Genomic DNA, 15403 nt, shown 5'->3' with positions numbered 1-15403 from the left:
TTCCCTGCTGTTCGTCCTGGTCGCCGGCCGGGCGGGTTGCACTCCGGTGTGACAGTGGGAGGCGTGACGTCGCTCCGCCCCGCCCCGCCCCGCGCGGACGCCGGCGCCGAGCCCGCGGCGCTGCCGGGTGACGAGCTGCTGGAGTCGCTGCTGGCCGGCACCGCGGAGGACGAGGACCCGGTCACCCACGTGCACCGGCTGCCCGCCCGCCCCAGCCGGGTGTCGGCGTGGCCGGACTGGGTGAGCACGGAGGTGCGCGACCGGCTGGCCGCCCGCGGGGTGACCGCCCCCTTCAGCCACCAGGTGGCCGCCGCGGAGCTGGCCCGGAGCGGCGCGCACGTCGTCGTCGCGACCGGGACCGCCTCGGGCAAGTCGCTGGCCTACCAGTTGCCGGCGCTGACCGCGCTCGCCGAGGACGACCGGGCCTGCGTGCTCTACCTGGCCCCGACGAAGGCGCTGGCCCGCGACCAGCTGGCCTCGGTCGCGGCGCTGGCCGGCCCGTCGGTGCGGCCGGCCGCCTACGACGGCGACACCCCCGGCGAGGAACGGGAGTGGGTACGACGCCACTCGCGGTGGATCGTCACCAACCCGGACATGCTGCACCGCGGGATCCTGCCCGCGCACCAGAAGTGGTCCAGCACGCTGCGCCGGGTCGCCTACGTCGTCATCGACGAGTGCCACGCCTACCGCGGCGTCTTCGGGTCGCACGTCGGGCACGTGCTGCGCCGGCTGCGCCGGGTCTGCCGCCGCTACGGCGCCGAGCCGGTGTTCGTGCTGGCCTCGGCGACCGTCGCCGACCCCGCCGCGGCCGCCACCCGGCTGGTCGGCGCCCAGGTGACGGCGGTGACCGAGGACGGCTCCCCGCGGCCGGGCGCCACGTTCACCCTGTGGGAGCCGCCGCTGACCGAGCGGACCGGCGAGCACGGCGCCCCGCTGCGCCGGTCGGCCGCCGCGGACGCCGCGGGCCTGCTCGCCGACTTGGTCCAGCGGGACGCCCGGACGCTGGCGTTCGTCCGCTCCCGGCGCGGCGCGGAGACGGTGGCCGAGCAGGCCCGGGCGATCCTGCGCTCGCGCGGGCGGTCGGACCTGGCCGCGAAGGTGGACTCCTACCGCGGCGGCTACCTGCCCGAGGAGCGGCGGGAGCTGGAGCGCGCGCTCTCCAGCGGCGAGCTGCTGGGGGTGGCGACCACCAACGCCCTGGAGCTGGGCATCGACATCGCCGGCCTGGACGCGGTCGTGCTGGCCGGCTACCCCGGGACGCTGGCGTCGATGTGGCAGCAGGCCGGCCGGGCCGGGCGGGCGCAGCGGGAGTCGCTGGTCGTCTTCATCGCCCGCGACGACCCGCTGGACCACTACCTGGCCCACCACCCGCGAGCGGTGTTCGGGCGGCCGGTCGAGGCGACCGTCACCGACCCCGCCAACCCGTACGTGCTCGGCCCGCAACTGTGCTGCGCGGCCGCCGAGCTGCCGCTGCACCCCGAGGAGCTGGCCGACTTCGGTGGGCCGGTGGCCGAGGCGCAGATCGCCGAGCTCGTGGCCGCCGGGCAGCTGCGGGCCCGCCCCACCGGCTGGTACTGGGCCGGCCGCGGGCGGCCGGACATCGACATCCGGGGCAGCGGCGCGGCCCCGGTGTCGATCATCGAGCGGGACACCGGGCGGCTGCTGGGCACCGTCGACGGGGACGCCTCGCACGCCACGGTGCACACCGGTGCGCTGTACGTGCACCGCGGGGAGACCTTCGTGGTCGACGAGTTCGACGACGAGGACGCCTGCGCGGTGGTGCACGCCGAGAGCCCGGAGTGGACGACGGTCGCCCGGGACACCGTCGACCTGTCGATCGTCTCGATCGAGCGGACCCGCCGACTGGGCGCGGTGACCGCGCACACCGGCGTGGTCGACGTGACCAACCAGGTGGTGGCCTACCAGCGCCGACGGCTGGGCACCGGGGAGGTGCTGGCAGAGTTCCCGCTGGACCTGCCACCCCGGCAGCTGCGCACCCGGGCGGTCTGGCTGACCCTCGACGAGCGGGCCGTGGGCCGCGCCGACGTCGACGACGCCGCGCTGCCCGGCTCGCTGCACGCCGCCGAGCACGCCTCGATCGGCATCCTCCCGCTGCTGGCCACCTGCGACCGGTGGGACCTCGGCGGCATCTCCACCGCCCTGCACCCGGACACCGGCGCCGCCACGATCGTCGTCTACGACGGCCACCCCGGCGGGGCCGGCTTCGCCGAGCGCGGGTATGCGGTGCTGCGGGAGTGGCTGCAGGCCACCCGGGCCACCGTGGCCAGCTGCGAGTGCGAGTCCGGCTGCCCCTCCTGCGTGCAGTCGCCCAAGTGCGGCAACGGCAACGACCCGCTGGACAAGCGCGGTGCCGTCCGGGTGCTCGACGTGGTGCTCGACGAGCTGGCCGCCGCGCCCGAGCTGCCCGCCGAGGACGCCCCCGGCGCGGACCACGCCGACGAGCCGGACACTCCGGCGGCGCTGGCCGTCGAGGCCCGGGTGGCGACCTCGACGGCGCATGCGCGGGCGGTCCGCCGCCGGGCGCGGCTGACCGCTCCGCCCACCACGGGCACCGCGCCGGAGGACGACGCGCCCGGCCCGGCCGAGGGCGACGAGCCCTCCGGCCGCCCGGCCGACGACCTCGTCTTCTGAGCCGGCCGGCCACCCCTCCCCGCCTCGCGGGGAGGCATCAGCCTCTCCGCAGCGCCTCGCGCAGCGGGACCCTGCCACCGGAGCGGAGCACGGCGCCGGCGTAGCCACGGCCGGCGACGGCGAATGCCACGACCGCGGTCGCCAGCGGGACGACGAGCGCGAGGCCCAGCTGCCAGGCGGGCACCGGCTCGACGGCGAGGCGGGCCGGCATGACGAAGGTGGCGAGGACCGGCGCCACCGACGCCAGGTCGAGCCAGCGGGTCCCGGAGGAGTCGAACACGAGGTACGCGGCGGCGGCCATCGGGACCAGCGCCAGGCCCAGGGCGGGCTGCAGAACACTGCTCAGGTCCTCCTGCCGTTCCACCCGGGCGGCGAGTCCGGCCATGAGCGTGGTGCAGGTGACGACGCTGAACACGAGACCGACCGCCCCGGCGGACAGCACGGCCCAGGAGAACCCGCGGACGCCGGGCAGTGCGCCGCTCAGGGCGCCAGCGGGATGCCCCAGAGCACGACGACCAGGCTGCCGCCGTGCAGGACGGCGACCCGGTCGCACGTGCGCTCCACCAGGTCGAGCTGGTGGCTGGAGAAGACGACCGGGACACCGCGATCGGCCTCCTCCCGCAGCACCTCGGACATCACCTCGACCGCGAGGGGGTCGAGCCCCGAGAGCGGCTCGTCGAGCACCAGCGCGTCGGGGCCGTGCACCAGCGCGGCCGCCAGCTGGACGCGCTGCTGGTTGCCGAGGCTGAGGTCCTCTAGCGCACTGTCCCGGCGGGAGCCGACGCCGAGGCGCTCCAGCCAGGAGGACGCGGCACGCTCGGCGTCCTGGCGCGAGACGCCCCGCAGCTCGGCGGAGAACTGCAGCTGCTGCTGGACCCGCATGGTCGGGTAAAGGTCATAGGTCGACGTGTTGTACAAACACAACAGATTGCGGGGACTACCCATAGATCCGTCTTGTCGTCCTGCCGATATGGGAGTTAGCGTGCACACATGGCTGGACGGACGCGGCGTGACGATGGGGCGCGCCCCATCCACAACCGGATCAACGTGGCCCGCGCCGAGGCCGGCATGTCACGCGCCGAGCTCGCCCGCCTGGTCGGGGTGAACCCGCAGACGATCGGCGCGCTGGAGCGCGGTGACCACTACCCGAGCCTCCAGCTGGCGATGAGCATCTGCGAGGTCTTCGACCTCCCGGTCGAGGCGCTGTTCAGCCGGCAGCCGTTCCGCTCGATCACCGCCGCCTACCGCCAGACCGACCCGAGAGGTGACCAGTGACCCCCCGGAGCGAGGCACCGCACCCAGCCGCCCGCCGGGCGACCGCCGCCGTCGTCGTGGGCGTCGTCGCATGGCTGGTGTTCCTGCTCCTGACGGTCTCCGCGCAGGCGTACTCCTGGGCGTGGGTGCTCAGCCTCGCCGTGATCGGCGCGGCCTGGGTGGGGGCCCGGGTGCTCGTCCGGGACATCGCCGAGCGGCGGGCCAGCGAGGTCGACGAGTACGAGCTGGCCCAGCGGAACACCGCCCGCAGTGCCGGCTACGTCGCCGCGCTGCTCGCCGCACTCGTGCTCTACCTGGTGCTGTCGGTGGCCGGCGAGCTCGCCGAACGCGGCCACGACCAGCTCCTGCTGCAGGCGCACCAGCTCGTGCTGGCCGCCTTCCTGCCCGCCGCCGCAGGCCCCACGTTCCTCGTGGCCTGGCGGCTGCGGGACCAGCCCGACCCCGGCGAGTAGCCGGGGCGGCCCGACCGACCTGCACCACGGCACATCCGCACGACGACCAGGTCGACCCGCTCGACGAAGGAGCGTCCCGCCATGAGCCCGCACGTCGCCATCCGTGAACTGACCCTGCCCGAGGCCCTGATGGCCTTCCTGCACGCCCGCAACGGGCGGCCCTACGAGTCGGTCCGGCCCGGAGCCCTCACCGCCGCCGCCGAGCTGGCCGAACTGCTCGTCCTCGACCACGCCCGCGTCCAGGACCGGGACGGCGGCCGGCTCGTCGTCGACGCCCCCGCCACCGGCGACCGCACCTGGATCCGCGACGTGACCGCCGAGCTGGCCGGCCACCCCACCGACGTCGCCACCTGGGTCAAGCGGCGCGAGGGTGCGCTGCCCACCCAGCAGGCGGAGGCCGCGGCCCGTGGCGTCCTGACGCAGGGCCGCAAGCGACTGGCCGGGCTGTTCCCCTACTCGACCAACACCGTCGACCGCGCCGTCCGACAGCGACTGGTCGACCACCTCACCGGTCCCGGTGCGGAGACCGACCCGCGCGCCGCCGTCCTCGCCCGGTTGCTGGTGAGGTCGCGGCTGCACCTGCGCAACGGGCTCGCCGGGGACGAGCGCGCCCGACTCGAGGAGGTCGCCGAGCGCGCCCCCTCGACCACGCCGGCACCGGCCGCCCTCAGCGCGGTCGACCTGGCGATGGTCACGGTCCTCTACACGACCGTGATCAGCGACTGAGCACCCGGCAGCCTCCACCCGAGGTCCGTCCCCGACGGCCGGCACCGTCACCGCGGCCCCGTCTCCACCGGACCGGCGCGGGCCCGCCCGCGGGCGTCGACCACACCCAGCGGGCCGAGCCGCACCGGCACCCGGACGTGCACCTCCACCACCGCCCCGGCACCGACCGTGCACGAGGTCACCGCGGCACCGTTCGCGGCCGCCACCCCGCCGGCCACGGTGCACGCCGCCGGGTCTCCCTGCACCGCGGCGCCGGCGGCGGCCAGCGCCGCGAGGTCCGCCGCCGCCGTGGCCCGGTGGCGGGCGACGACCGCCGCGCCGACGAGCACCGCGGCCACGCCCAGCGCGGCCAGCAGCCCGGCGAGCGCCACCACCCACACCGTGGCCGAGCCCCGCTCCCCCTCGCCGCCCGGCCGCCGGCTCACGGCCCGCCCCCGCCGGCAGCGGGTTCGAGCACGGCGGTGGCCGTCGCGGTCACGGTGACCCGCCAGGGCACCGGGCCCAGCGGGGCGACCACCGCGGCGACCGTGACCGTCACCGTGTCCCCGCTGCCGCCCTGGCCGACCGCGGCGCCGTCGGGGGCGGCGGCACCGGCGACCCGCTGCACCACGGCGGCCGGCTCCCCGCGCGCCGCCGCCCGGGCCCCCTCCCGGGCGGCGTCCACGCACCGCAGCTGCCCGGCGACCACGACCACCGCGGCGACCGCGCCCGCCAGCACGAACAGGAGCACGGGGAGCACCACCGCGGTCTCCGCGGTGACCATCCCGTCCTCCCGCCCCGGGCGGGACCTGCGGCGCACGGCGACTCCTCAGGACAGCGTGCTCAGGGCGGACTCGACCAGGCGACCGAGCGCGGCGAGCACCGACCCACCGGTGACCACCTGGTAGAGCACGGCGGCGAACGCGCAGGCCGCCACGGTGCCGACCGCGTACTCCGCGGTGCTCATCCCCTCCTCCCCCGGCTGCCGCACCGCCGCCCAGCGCCGGCGCAGCGCCGCCGACAGCCGTCCGCCCCGTCGTCCCCCGTCGTCCTGCGCAGTCATCTCGCTCCCTCCCGCGGGCCGGCCCTCGGCCCGTCGACCCGACCCTCCCGACCCGGCGGGCCCCCGCCCAGACGCTCGCCGGGACTGTGGAGATCCGGTCCCGCTGTGGACACCGGCCGGCGGAGCAGGGCCCGGCCGTGCCTCAGCCGAAGACGTCCGCCGCGATGCCCAGCACCAGCGGGACGACGCCGAGGCAGAGGAACGCGGGCAGGAAGCAGAGCCCGAGCGGGGCGAGCACCCAGACCCCCGCCCGCCGGACGGCGGCGTCGACCCGCACCCGTTCGTCGCCGCGGAGGTCGACGGCCAGCCGCTGCAGGGCCGGCACCACCGACGAGCCGGACTCCCCGGCGCGCACCACCGTCCGGGCCAGCGCATCGACCGGCGGCCCGGCCCCGGCCCAGGCGCGCTGCGGCGTCGCCCCCAGCCGGTACAGCGCCGCGACCCGCGCCAGCCGGTCGCCCAGCGGTCCGGGCACCGAGCCCGCGACCGCGGCCAGCGCCTCCCCCACCGGCGTCCCCGCGGCCAGGCAGACCGCCAGCAGGTCACAGGCCACCGGCAGATCGGCGCGCACCTGGGCGGCACCGGCGCGTTCCGGCTCGTTCCCCGTGCGGCGCAGCACCCGGTCCAGCGCTCCGCCGGTGACCAGCGCCCCGACCGCGCCCGGGAGCCCGCCACCGAGCAGCACGAAGACCGCCAGCGCACCCGCCGCCGCCTCGACCCGTCGCCGCGCCGGGCCCGGTGGACCCCCTGCCCGGGACCCGGTCGCCCGGCGCAGCCGGCCGCCGGGTCCTGGTGCGGCAGACCCCTGACCGGGCGGCCCGGTCACCGCCCGGATCCGGGCCCGACGGGCGGCGTCGGGCGGCACCCAGACCAGCAGCGCCGCCGCGAGCGCCACCGCGGCCTGCGCGGCGCCGGTCATCCCTGGACGACCCGGCCGACCAGGCGGGCCGACCAGGCCAGCCCGGCCACCTCCAGCCCCACGCCCAGCGCGAGCAGCACGGTGCCCGGCGCGGTGGTGGTCAGCACGCGCCACGGGTCGGCTCCGACGCCGGCGCCCATCAGCAGCCCGAACACCGGCAGGCCCGCCAGCACGGTGGCGCTCGCCCGCGGCCCGGCCACCGCGGAGCGGAGCTCGGCCGCGGTGCGCAGCCGCGCCCGCAGGTCGTCCTCCACCGCACCGACGACGGCGGCGAGCGAGCACCCGGTGCGCCCGCTGAGCCGGACGGCCGCCGCCAGCCGGAGCAGCGCCGGACCGAGCGGGTCACCCGGCCGGACCGGTGGCGGTTCCCCGAGCCGCAGCACCGGCTCCAGCACCCGCGCGGTGGCCGGGTCCGGGCAGCCCGCCGCGGCGGCGCCGGCGGCATCGGCCAGCGGCCGTCCGGACCGGACCTCGGCGACCAGCACGCCCAGCGCCTCCGCCAGCGCCCGGGTGCGCCGCTCCTGGGCACGCGCCCCGGCCCGGCTCCGCACCACCCGCGCTCCGGCAGTCGCACAGACCGCCGCGAGGACCGCGACCACCGGCGTGGACAGCAGCACCCCGGTGAAGCCCGCCACGACCGCCGGCCCGGACCGGAGGGCCCACCGGTGCGCCACCGAGCCGGGGCGGGGCAGCCGACACCGCGGACGCGGCCCCGGTGCGAGTCGCCGCACCGCACCGGCCGGCGGTGGCCAGGCGAGCAGCGCGGCCGCCAGGCACAGCAGGGTCGGCACGCTCATCCGGGCACCCGGCAGTCGAGGAGCCCGGCCAGCTCCGTCCGGGCGGCGCACTCCCCGCCCTCGGCCCGCCAGCCCGGCACCACCTCGATCAGGTCGCCCCGCCGTCGGACGACGCCGAGCTCGTCGACCGACCGCCCGCCCGGCCCGCGGCGCAGGTGGACGACGAGCGCCAGCGCGGCGGCCGCCTGGCTGTGCACCGCCGCGCGGTCCAGGCCGGCCGTGCTGCCGAGCGCCTCCAGGCGGGCGGGCAGGTCGGCGGCCCGGTTGACGTGCACCGTGCCGCAGCCGCCGTCGTGCCCGGTGTTGAGCGCGGCCAGCAGGTCGACCACCTCCCCGCCCCGCACCTCGCCGACCACCAGCCGGTCCGGGCGCATCCGCAGCGCCTGCCGGACCAGGTCCCGCAGGGTGACCGCGCCGGCGCCCTCGACGTTGGGTGGCCGGGTCAGCAGGCGCACCACGTGCGGATGGGCGGGGGCGAGCTCGGGTGCGTCCTCGCACAGCACCACCCGCTCGGTGGGATCGACGAGGCCGAGCAGCGCGGAGAGGACCGTGGTCTTGCCGGTGCCGGTGCCGCCGGTGACCAGGAAGGCCGGGCGGCGGCGCACCGCCGCCCGCAGCAGGTCGGCGGCCGCGCCGGGGAAGGCGCCGCGCGCGTGCAGGTCGTCGAAGGTCAGCGCGGCCCGCCGCAGCACCCGCAGTGACAGGCAGGTGCCCCCGGCGGCGACCGGTGCCAGCACCGCGTGCAGCCGGGTGCCGTCGGGCAGCCCGGCGTCGACCCAGGGGGCGGCGTCGTCCAGCCGCCGCCCCGCCGAGGCCGCGAGCCGGACGGCGAGCCGCCGCACCGCCGCCTCGTCCGGAAACCGGACGTCGGCCCGCTCCAGTCCGCTGCCGCAGTCGACCCACACCTCGTCCGGCCCGTTGACCAGCACGTCGGTGACCCCGGGGCGGCGCAGCAGCGGCTCGAGCGCGCCGGCACCGGCCAGCTCGTCGGTGGCCAGCCGGACGGCGTCCAGCACCGCCCGGTCGCCGAGCAGGCCGCCGCTCTCCTCCCGGACCAGGGCGGCGACGGTGGCGGCCCCGGGGACGCCGGCCCCCGGGCCGCTGGCCAGCCGGGAGCGGACCCGGTCGATGAGCGGGGCGGCCGGGGCGCCGGTCATGCCGCCCGCCCGGGCAGCCGGCCGAGCAGCTGGCGGCTGACCAGACCCAGCGGGGCCCGGGCGGCGACCGAGGGCGGCTCGCCCCGTTCGCTGCGCACCACGGCGGCCCGGTCGGCGGCGAGCTCCGCGAAGACCGGCCGCCCCACCACGTCGGCCACCTCCGCGCGGGTGAGCCCGCCGGGCACCGGCCGGCTCACCAGCAGCGCCATGGACCAGGCGCCGGCCGGCGACTCCAGCAGGGTCCGTGCGGCGGCCGCGGCCCGCAGCCGGGCCGGCACCACCAGCACGGCGAGGTCGGCGGCGGCCAGCACCTGCTCGGCCGCCGCGTCGTGCGGGGGCAGGTCGACGACGACGGCCAGACCGCTGTCCCGCGATCCGCGGGCCACGGCCAGGAGCGCGTCGGCGGGGACCGGCTCGGGGTGCTCGCGGGAGGCGGAGAGCACCGCCACCCCGTGCGCCTCGGGCAGGGCGGCCACCAGGGCGGCGCCGGACACCCGGCCGCTGAGCCCGGAGAGCTCGGGCCAGCGCAGGCCGGGTGACCGTTCGGCGCCCAGCAGCAGGTCCAGCCCCGCCGCCCAGCCGTCGCCGTCGACCAGCAGCACCTCGTCGGCCGCGGCTGCCCGGGCGGCGACCGCGAGGGCGGTCGCCAGCGTGCTCGCCCCGGCCCCACCGCAGGCACCGCCGACGACGGCCAGCCAGCCCGGCCGCGCGGGAGCCCGGACCGCCGCCGCGGCCCGCTCCAGCAGCCACGCCTCGTCGCGGGGCAGCACCACCACCCGCTCGGCGCCCAGCTCCACCGCCGCAGCCCACACCTCCGGCGCGGGCTCGCTGCCGGTGACCACGAGCAGGCCCGGCCGCCGGGGCAGCGCGCGGACCGCTGCGCTGTCGACCAGGTCGGCGCCCACGAGCACGAGCGGGGCGTCGCGGGCGGCCCGGCGCAGCGCCGGCCCGCCGGTGGTCAGCTCGGCGGTGGCACCGGCGGCGGCGAGCACCCCCAGCAGGTCGTCGAGGAGCGCCTCGTCGGTGCTGGCGACGACGGGGCGGCGGTCGGACGGGAGGGCGCCGGCGCGGCGCGGGGCAACAGGCACCGGGCCAGCGCACCGGTACCGGAGCCGGTCCGGAAGTCGTGACGGCGAACTGTGGATGACCCCTCGGGGTGTGGACGGCGGTGCGCCTGGACGGCGGGGCTGCCGATCCCCTTACCGTGGAGGACGTGACCGGCGCCGCGGCGTTCTTCGACCTGGACAAGACGGTCATCGCGAAGTCCAGCACCCTGGCCTTCGGACGACCGTTCTTCCAGGGTGGGCTGATCAACCGCCGGGCGGTCCTCAAGGGCGCCTACGCGCAGTTCGTCTTCTCCCTCGCCGGCGCCGACGCCGACCAGATGGAGCGGATGCGCCGCCAGATCACCGCGATGACCACCGGGTGGGACGTCGCGGTGGTGCACGACATCGTCCGCGAGACGCTGCACGAGATCGTCGACCCGCTGATCTACGCCGAGGCCGCCGACCTGATCGAGGCGCACCGGGCCGCGGGCCGGGAGATCGTCATCGTCTCCAGCAGCGGGGCGGAGATGGTCGGCCCGATCGGCGAGATGCTCGGCGTCGACCGGGTGGTGGCCACCCGGATGGTGACCGTCGACGGGAGGTACACCGGCGAGATCGACTTCTACGCCTACGGCGAGAACAAGGCCGCCGCCATGCGGGAGATCGCCGCGGAGCGGGGCTGGGACCTCGCTGACTGCTTCGCCTACAGCGACTCGGTCACCGACCTGCCCATGCTCGATGCGGTCGGCCACCCCACGGCGGTCAACCCCGACCGGGGCCTGCGCCGCGCCGCCACCGAGCGCGGCTGGCCGGTGCTGGAGTTCACCCGCCCGGTGACGCTGCGGTCGCGTTTCGGCGGGCGGACGCGGGTGGGGACCGGCGCCGCCGTGGGCGCTGCCGTCGCCGGGCTGGCCTGGTACGCCCGCCGGCGGGCGCTGCGCGCCCTCTCCCCCGGGGACACGGCCCCGCCGGTGGTCACCCCACCGGACGGCCGCGGCCGGCGCCGCGGCGCCTGACCGCCGGCGCGGCCGGCCCCGGCTCGGTCACCTCCGCGGTCGATGGCTCAGCGGCCTCCGCGGCTGCGCACCTCGGCGACCTTCTCGCGCACCTGGTCCAGGACCGTACGGCCGGTGGAGACCGGCTGGAACTCCTGCGCCGCAGAGGTCAGCGCCTGCTGCTCCGCCGGGGTCAGCTCCAGCTCCGCGGCCGCCACGTTCGACTCCAGCTGCTCGACGCTGGACGCCCCCGGGATCACGACCACCTGCGGCAGGCCGAGGAGCCAGGCCAGGGCCACCTGGGCCGGCTTCGCCTGGTGCGCGGCGGCCACGTCCCGGAGCAGCTGGAGGAGCGGCTCGGCCCGCTTCAGGTTCTCGGTGCCGAACAACGGGTTCATCGCCCGGACGCCCCCGGGGCGGTGGTCGGCCGAGTACCGGCCGCCCAGCAGGCCCTGGGCCAGCGGGCTGTAGGCGATGACCACCCGGTTCTCGCGCTCGGCGAAGGGCACCAGGTCGGCCAGCGGCCCGGCGTGCGCGAGGGAGAACTGGACCTGGTTGCTCACCACCGGGCTGCCCAGCGCACGGTCGGCCGCCTGCCAGCGCTCCAGCCGGTAGTTGGAGACCCCCACGGCACCGATCACGCCGTCGTCGAGGAGGGCACGCATGCCCGGCATGATCACCGAGTCCGGCACCAGCGGGTTGGCCTGGTGCACCTGGTAGAGCGGGATCCGGTCGAGCTGCAGCCGGCGGGCACTCCCGGCCGCCCGGTTGCGGACGACCGCCGGGAACGGTGCCACCGGGAAGACCTTGCTGGCGACGACCACCTCGTCCCGGTCCGCACCGAGGGCCTCGGCGAGGATCTTCTCGCTGCGGCCGAAGCCGTAGACCTCGGCGGTGTCGAACAGCGTGACGCCCAGTTCCCGGGCCCGCCGGACGATGTCCCGCGCCGCCCCCACCGCGTACTCGTCGCCGTAGCCCCACTCCCGGGAGCCGAACTGCCACGTGCCCAGTCCGACCCGGCTGACCTGTCCCAGACCGTCGACCTCGAGGAAGCGCATCTGCCCAGTCTCGGCGCCGGACGCGACCTCCGCAGTGTCATGCCCTTCTCCAGGGCACCGCCCCGGGCTCGTGAGCGTGCGGGTGCGGCCCTTCGTCAGCCGCGGAGCAGGCTCTCGCAGACCGCCAGCCCCTCGGCGGCCCCCAGCTCGGTGGCCCGGCAGCAGTGCACCAGCCAGCCGGCGACGCCGTCCGGGCCGCCGGACCGGTACCCCTCCACCGCGGCGGCGTAGGCCGGCAGGCCCAGCTCGGCGAAGCCCACCTCGGGCACGGAGACCGCCTTCGGGTCCAGCCCCCGGGTGATGCCGACCAGCCGCCCGGCGGCACGGGCCACCACGCCGTCCTGGGTGCCGAACGGGGTCAGCGCGGCGAGCTCCCCGTGCACGACGGCGGCCACCACCACGGCCGGGACCGTGGTCGCGCCGGTGATGAGCGAGAAGAGCCCGCCCAGCCGCGGACCGGCCGCGCCGTGGGGGCGCCCGAGCTGGTCGCGGTCGGCGAGGTCGGCCGCGGCCAGCACGTGCAGCCGGGCGAGCACCTGGCCCGGCGCCCGCTCCCAGGTCTCCACCATCGACCCGAGCCCCACCGAAACCCGCAGCGAGCCCTGCACGACCGGGTCGCTGACCTCCCCGGCGCGGACGGCGGGCAGCGGGACGTCGACGCCCTCCAGCGCGGCCGAGGCCCGGGCCCCGCGCAACGCCGACTCGGCGCTCACCCCCGCCGACTCCCGGCGCAGCACCCGGTGGCCCAGCAGCCGGTCGACCGCGGCCCGCGCGCCCTCCGCGGCGGCGGCCACTCCGGGCAGCTCCAGCAGCGGCGCCAGCGGATCGGGGCCGGTCGGGCGGGCGGCGGGCGCGGCGGCACGGCCGGCGCCGGGGCGCAGCGGGATCGTCACGCCGACGACGGTACGAGTCGCCCCCGGCGGCAGGTCAGAGCGGGCGGCCCACGGTTCGGTCGACGTGGTCGGGGACGGCGATGCCCTCGTCGTCCCCGGTGGTCACGGTGCCGGTGGGCTCGAGCATCAGGATCGCCCCGCCGGACGAGGAGGGCTTGTGCTCGGTGCCCCGCGGCACCACGAAGGTGTCCCCGCGCTGCAGGTGCACGGTCCGCTCCGAGCCGTCGGGCTGCCGGACGGCGACGTCGAAGCGGCCGTCGAGGACGAGGAAGAACTCGTCGGTGTCCTCGTGGGTGTGCCAGACGTGCTCGCCGAGCGTGTGCGCGATCCGCACGTCGTAGTCGTTGACCCGGGCGACGATGCGCGGGCTGTAGACCTCGTCGAAGGTGGCCAGGGCGTCGGTGACGTTGACGGGTTCCGCGGCGGTCATGCCGACCAGGATGCCCCGCCGGGCCCCGCCTAGGCTCTCCCCACGATGGCCGGTCCCCTGACTCTCCTCCTCGTCCGGCACGGCCAGAGCGAGTGGAACGCCGCGGGCCTGATGCAGGGCCAGACCGCGCACGTGCCGCTCACCGAGCTGGGCCACCGACAGGCGGCCTCCGCCGCCGCGGAGCTGGCCGCGCGCACCGCCGCCGGCACCGGGCCGGGGGTCCTGCTCTCCAGCGACCTGCTGCGCGCGGTGCAGACCGCCGAGCACTGCGCCACGGCCACCGGGCTCCCGGTCACCACCACCCCCGAGCTGCGCGAGCAGGGCTACGGCGTGCTGGAGGGCCGCCCCTCGCGCGAGCTGTGGGACGTCGTCGACTGGACCGACGTGCACTGGTCCGCCGAGGGTGGGGAGAGCCTCGCCCAGCTGCACGCCCGCGTCGCCGCCTTCCTCGGCCGGCTGACCGCGGACCCGCCGGCGGAGGTGGTCGCGCTGGTCACCCACGGCGACACGATCCGCGCCGCGCAGGCGGTCGCCGCCGGCCGGGGTCCCGCGGAGATGCCGGTGGTCACCCCACACAACGGCACGGTCACCACGCTCGAGCTGACCGGGGCCGAACCGTGAGCAGGGTGCTGGTGCTGGGCGGCTCCCGCTCGGGCAAGTCGGCCTACGCGGAGCAGCTGCTGGAGGGCCGGCACGACGTCACCTACCTGGCCACCAGCCAGGTCTCCGACGGCGACGCCGAGTGGGCCCAGCGGGTCGCTGCGCACCGGGCCCGCCGGCCGGTGGGCTGGACGACGCTGGAGACGACGATGCCCTCCGAGCTGGTCCGCGGCGGGGCGGTGCTGGTCGACAGCATCACCACCTGGGTGGCCGCGCTCATGGACGAGACCGGGGTCTGGGACACCGCCGACGACGGCGCTGAGGCCGGCGGCGCGCACGCCGCCGACCGGCGCCGGGCCGAGGCCGCGCTGGAGCGGCTGGCCGCCCGCTGCGACGCGCTGGTCAACAACTGGGTGATGACGCCGGCCCACGTGGTCGCGGTCAGCGACGAGGTCGGGCTGGGCGTGGTGCCCGAGACCCGCGCGGGGCGGCTGTTCCGCGACACCCTGGGCACGGTCAACCAACGGCTGGCCGCGACCGCGGACGAGGTGTGGTTCGTCGTGGCGGGGCTGCCGCAGCGGCTGCGATGAGCCGGCGCTGGTGGTCCGGGCCGGTCGAGGCGTTCTCGCTGCTCAGCGCGGTGCGCATGCCGCCGGTCGGGTCGGTGCGGGGCGCGCTGCCGTGGGCGCCGCTGGTCGGGCTGGTGCTGGGGTCGGCGGCCACCGCGGCGGCCTGGGCCGCCGGCCGTGCGGCCAGCCCACTGGTGGGCGCGGTGCTCGGGGTCGTCGTCCTCGCCGTGGCCACCCGCGGGCTGCACCTGGACGGGCTGGCCGACACCGCCGACGGTCTCGGCCCGCTGCGCGGCCGGGAGAAGGCGCTGGCGGTGATGCGCGCCGGGGACGTCGGCCCGTTCGGCGTCGCGACCCTGGTGCTCACCCTGCTGCTCCAGATCGCCTGCCTCGCGCACCTGCTCCCGCTGGACGGCGGGTGGCTGGCCCTGCCCGCGGCCACCGTCACCGCCCGGGTGGCGATGGCCCGCACCGGGCTGCCCGGCGTGCCCATCGCCGAGGGCTCCTCCCTCGGCGGGGCGGTGGCCGGCACCGTGTCCCGGCCGTGGCTGGCCGGGACGGCGCTGCTCACGGCGGTCGCGGTCGCCGCCGGCGGGCTGCTGGCCGGGGCCGACGGCCCCGTCGCCGCGCTCGTGCTGGTCGCCGCCGTCGCGGCCGGTCTGGGGTCGTCCGAGGGGCTGCTCTCCCGGGCCCGGACCCGGCTGGGAGGGGTCAACGGCGACGTGATGGGCGCGATGGGCGAGGTGGCGGCCACGGTCACGCTGCTCACGACCGCACTGCTCCTCGGCTGAG

General features: G+C 77.7%; 20 protein-coding genes. 8 read left to right on the top strand and 12 right to left on the bottom strand.

Annotated elements, in window-relative coordinates; all coding sequences use genetic code 11:
* Nucleotides 1-63: 63 nt before the first annotated feature.
* Nucleotides 64-2652 (top strand): DEAD/DEAH box helicase, encoded by a 2589-nt coding sequence (locus ACI79Y_RS06825; RefSeq protein WP_457157749.1) that lies wholly within the window; start codon nucleotides 64-66, stop codon nucleotides 2650-2652.
* Between the two features lie 37 nt (nucleotides 2653-2689).
* Here ACI79Y_RS06825 and ACI79Y_RS06820 read toward each other — a convergent pair whose 3' ends face one another.
* Both ACI79Y_RS06820 and ACI79Y_RS06815 read right to left on the bottom strand, forming a co-directional pair.
* Entirely contained in the window at nucleotides 2690-3067 is a 378-nt protein-coding gene (locus ACI79Y_RS06820) for a hypothetical protein (RefSeq protein WP_457157748.1), read from the bottom strand.
* 65 nt (nucleotides 3068-3132) lie between these two features.
* The gene (locus ACI79Y_RS06815; protein WP_457157747.1) at nucleotides 3133-3534 is read right to left on the bottom strand and encodes an ABC transporter ATP-binding protein; all 402 of its coding nucleotides are present in this window, start codon (nucleotides 3532-3534) and stop codon (nucleotides 3133-3135) included.
* A 108-nt stretch (nucleotides 3535-3642) separates the two neighbouring features.
* On the opposite strand from ACI79Y_RS06815, the gene ACI79Y_RS06810 reads away from it, so the two are divergent.
* The 3 genes from ACI79Y_RS06810 (at nucleotide 3643) to ACI79Y_RS06800 (ending at nucleotide 5105) form a co-directional block, all read left to right on the top strand.
* Complete coding sequence (locus ACI79Y_RS06810) at nucleotides 3643-3927, top strand: helix-turn-helix transcriptional regulator (RefSeq protein WP_457157746.1); 285 nt, start codon at nucleotides 3643-3645, stop codon at nucleotides 3925-3927.
* Nucleotides 3924-4379, top strand: a complete 456-nt coding sequence (locus ACI79Y_RS06805; RefSeq protein WP_457157745.1) for a hypothetical protein — start codon at nucleotides 3924-3926, stop codon at nucleotides 4377-4379. The genes ACI79Y_RS06810 and ACI79Y_RS06805 overlap by 4 nt, the downstream gene beginning before the upstream one ends.
* Before the next feature lie 81 nt (nucleotides 4380-4460).
* Nucleotides 4461-5105, top strand: coding sequence for a GPP34 family phosphoprotein (locus tag ACI79Y_RS06800; protein WP_457157744.1), 645 nt, complete (start codon nucleotides 4461-4463; stop codon nucleotides 5103-5105).
* Nucleotides 5106-5152: 47 nt separating this feature from the next.
* Here the strand turns inward: ACI79Y_RS06800 and ACI79Y_RS06795 are convergent, their stop codons facing one another.
* The 7 genes from ACI79Y_RS06795 to ssd all read right to left on the bottom strand — a co-directional run bounded on the left by ACI79Y_RS06795 (nucleotide 5153) and on the right by ssd (nucleotide 10108).
* The gene (locus ACI79Y_RS06795; protein WP_457157743.1) at nucleotides 5153-5530 is read right to left on the bottom strand and encodes an Rv3654c family TadE-like protein; all 378 of its coding nucleotides are present in this window, start codon (nucleotides 5528-5530) and stop codon (nucleotides 5153-5155) included.
* On the bottom strand, nucleotides 5527-5904 hold the full coding sequence (locus ACI79Y_RS06790; RefSeq protein ID WP_457157742.1) for a TadE family type IV pilus minor pilin: 378 nt from the start codon (nucleotides 5902-5904) through the stop codon (nucleotides 5527-5529). Before ACI79Y_RS06790 ends, ACI79Y_RS06795 begins: the two co-directional genes overlap by 4 nt.
* Nucleotides 5905-5913: 9 nt before the next feature.
* On the bottom strand, nucleotides 5914-6147 hold the full coding sequence (locus tag ACI79Y_RS06785) for a DUF4244 domain-containing protein (RefSeq protein ID WP_457157741.1): 234 nt from the start codon (nucleotides 6145-6147) through the stop codon (nucleotides 5914-5916).
* 142 nt (nucleotides 6148-6289) lie between these two features.
* Nucleotides 6290-7066 (bottom strand): type II secretion system F family protein, encoded by a 777-nt coding sequence (locus ACI79Y_RS06780; RefSeq protein ID WP_457157740.1) that lies wholly within the window; start codon nucleotides 7064-7066, stop codon nucleotides 6290-6292.
* Nucleotides 7063-7863, bottom strand: coding sequence for a type II secretion system F family protein (locus tag ACI79Y_RS06775; protein ID WP_457157739.1), 801 nt, complete (start codon nucleotides 7861-7863; stop codon nucleotides 7063-7065). The genes ACI79Y_RS06780 and ACI79Y_RS06775 overlap by 4 nt, the downstream gene beginning before the upstream one ends.
* Nucleotides 7860-9020: a TadA family conjugal transfer-associated ATPase gene (locus tag ACI79Y_RS06770; RefSeq protein WP_457157738.1), complete on the bottom strand. Its 1161-nt coding sequence runs from the start codon at nucleotides 9018-9020 to the stop codon at nucleotides 7860-7862. Before ACI79Y_RS06770 ends, ACI79Y_RS06775 begins: the two co-directional genes overlap by 4 nt.
* Nucleotides 9017-10108 (bottom strand): septum site-determining protein Ssd, encoded by a 1092-nt coding sequence (gene ssd, locus ACI79Y_RS06765; protein ID WP_457157737.1) that lies wholly within the window; start codon nucleotides 10106-10108, stop codon nucleotides 9017-9019. The genes ACI79Y_RS06770 and ssd overlap by 4 nt, the downstream gene beginning before the upstream one ends.
* Before the next feature lie 125 nt (nucleotides 10109-10233).
* On the opposite strand from ssd, the gene ACI79Y_RS06760 reads away from it, so the two are divergent.
* A complete protein-coding gene (locus ACI79Y_RS06760) occupies nucleotides 10234-11082 on the top strand; it encodes an HAD family hydrolase (protein WP_457157736.1) in 849 nt (282 codons plus the stop codon).
* 47 nt (nucleotides 11083-11129) lie between these two features.
* Here the strand turns inward: ACI79Y_RS06760 and ACI79Y_RS06755 are convergent, their stop codons facing one another.
* The 3 genes from ACI79Y_RS06755 to ACI79Y_RS06745 all read right to left on the bottom strand — a co-directional run bounded on the left by ACI79Y_RS06755 (nucleotide 11130) and on the right by ACI79Y_RS06745 (nucleotide 13442).
* Entirely contained in the window at nucleotides 11130-12119 is a 990-nt protein-coding gene (locus ACI79Y_RS06755; RefSeq protein WP_457157735.1) for an aldo/keto reductase, read from the bottom strand.
* A gap of 95 nt (nucleotides 12120-12214) precedes the next feature.
* Complete coding sequence (locus ACI79Y_RS06750; protein WP_457157734.1) at nucleotides 12215-13012, bottom strand: oxidoreductase; 798 nt, start codon at nucleotides 13010-13012, stop codon at nucleotides 12215-12217.
* Between the two features lie 34 nt (nucleotides 13013-13046).
* Nucleotides 13047-13442, bottom strand: coding sequence for a cupin domain-containing protein (locus ACI79Y_RS06745; RefSeq protein ID WP_457157733.1), 396 nt, complete (start codon nucleotides 13440-13442; stop codon nucleotides 13047-13049).
* Between the two features lie 45 nt (nucleotides 13443-13487).
* On the opposite strand from ACI79Y_RS06745, the gene ACI79Y_RS06740 reads away from it, so the two are divergent.
* From ACI79Y_RS06740 to ACI79Y_RS06730, 3 genes are read left to right on the top strand one after another with little or no spacing between them, the layout of a single operon-like run.
* Nucleotides 13488-14063 (top strand): histidine phosphatase family protein, encoded by a 576-nt coding sequence (locus ACI79Y_RS06740; protein ID WP_457157732.1) that lies wholly within the window; start codon nucleotides 13488-13490, stop codon nucleotides 14061-14063.
* Nucleotides 14060-14632, top strand: a complete 573-nt coding sequence (cobU, locus tag ACI79Y_RS06735) for a bifunctional adenosylcobinamide kinase/adenosylcobinamide-phosphate guanylyltransferase (RefSeq protein WP_457157731.1) — start codon at nucleotides 14060-14062, stop codon at nucleotides 14630-14632. The genes ACI79Y_RS06740 and cobU overlap by 4 nt, the downstream gene beginning before the upstream one ends.
* Complete coding sequence (locus tag ACI79Y_RS06730; protein WP_457157730.1) at nucleotides 14629-15402, top strand: adenosylcobinamide-GDP ribazoletransferase; 774 nt, start codon at nucleotides 14629-14631, stop codon at nucleotides 15400-15402. The genes cobU and ACI79Y_RS06730 overlap by 4 nt, the downstream gene beginning before the upstream one ends.
* The last annotated feature ends 1 nt before the right edge of the window (nucleotide 15403 follow it).

Source organism: Modestobacter sp. SYSU DS0875 (assembly GCF_054050915.1).
Note: the sequence above shows the minus strand (reverse complement) of the source record. Positions and strands in the feature narration are given on the sequence as shown.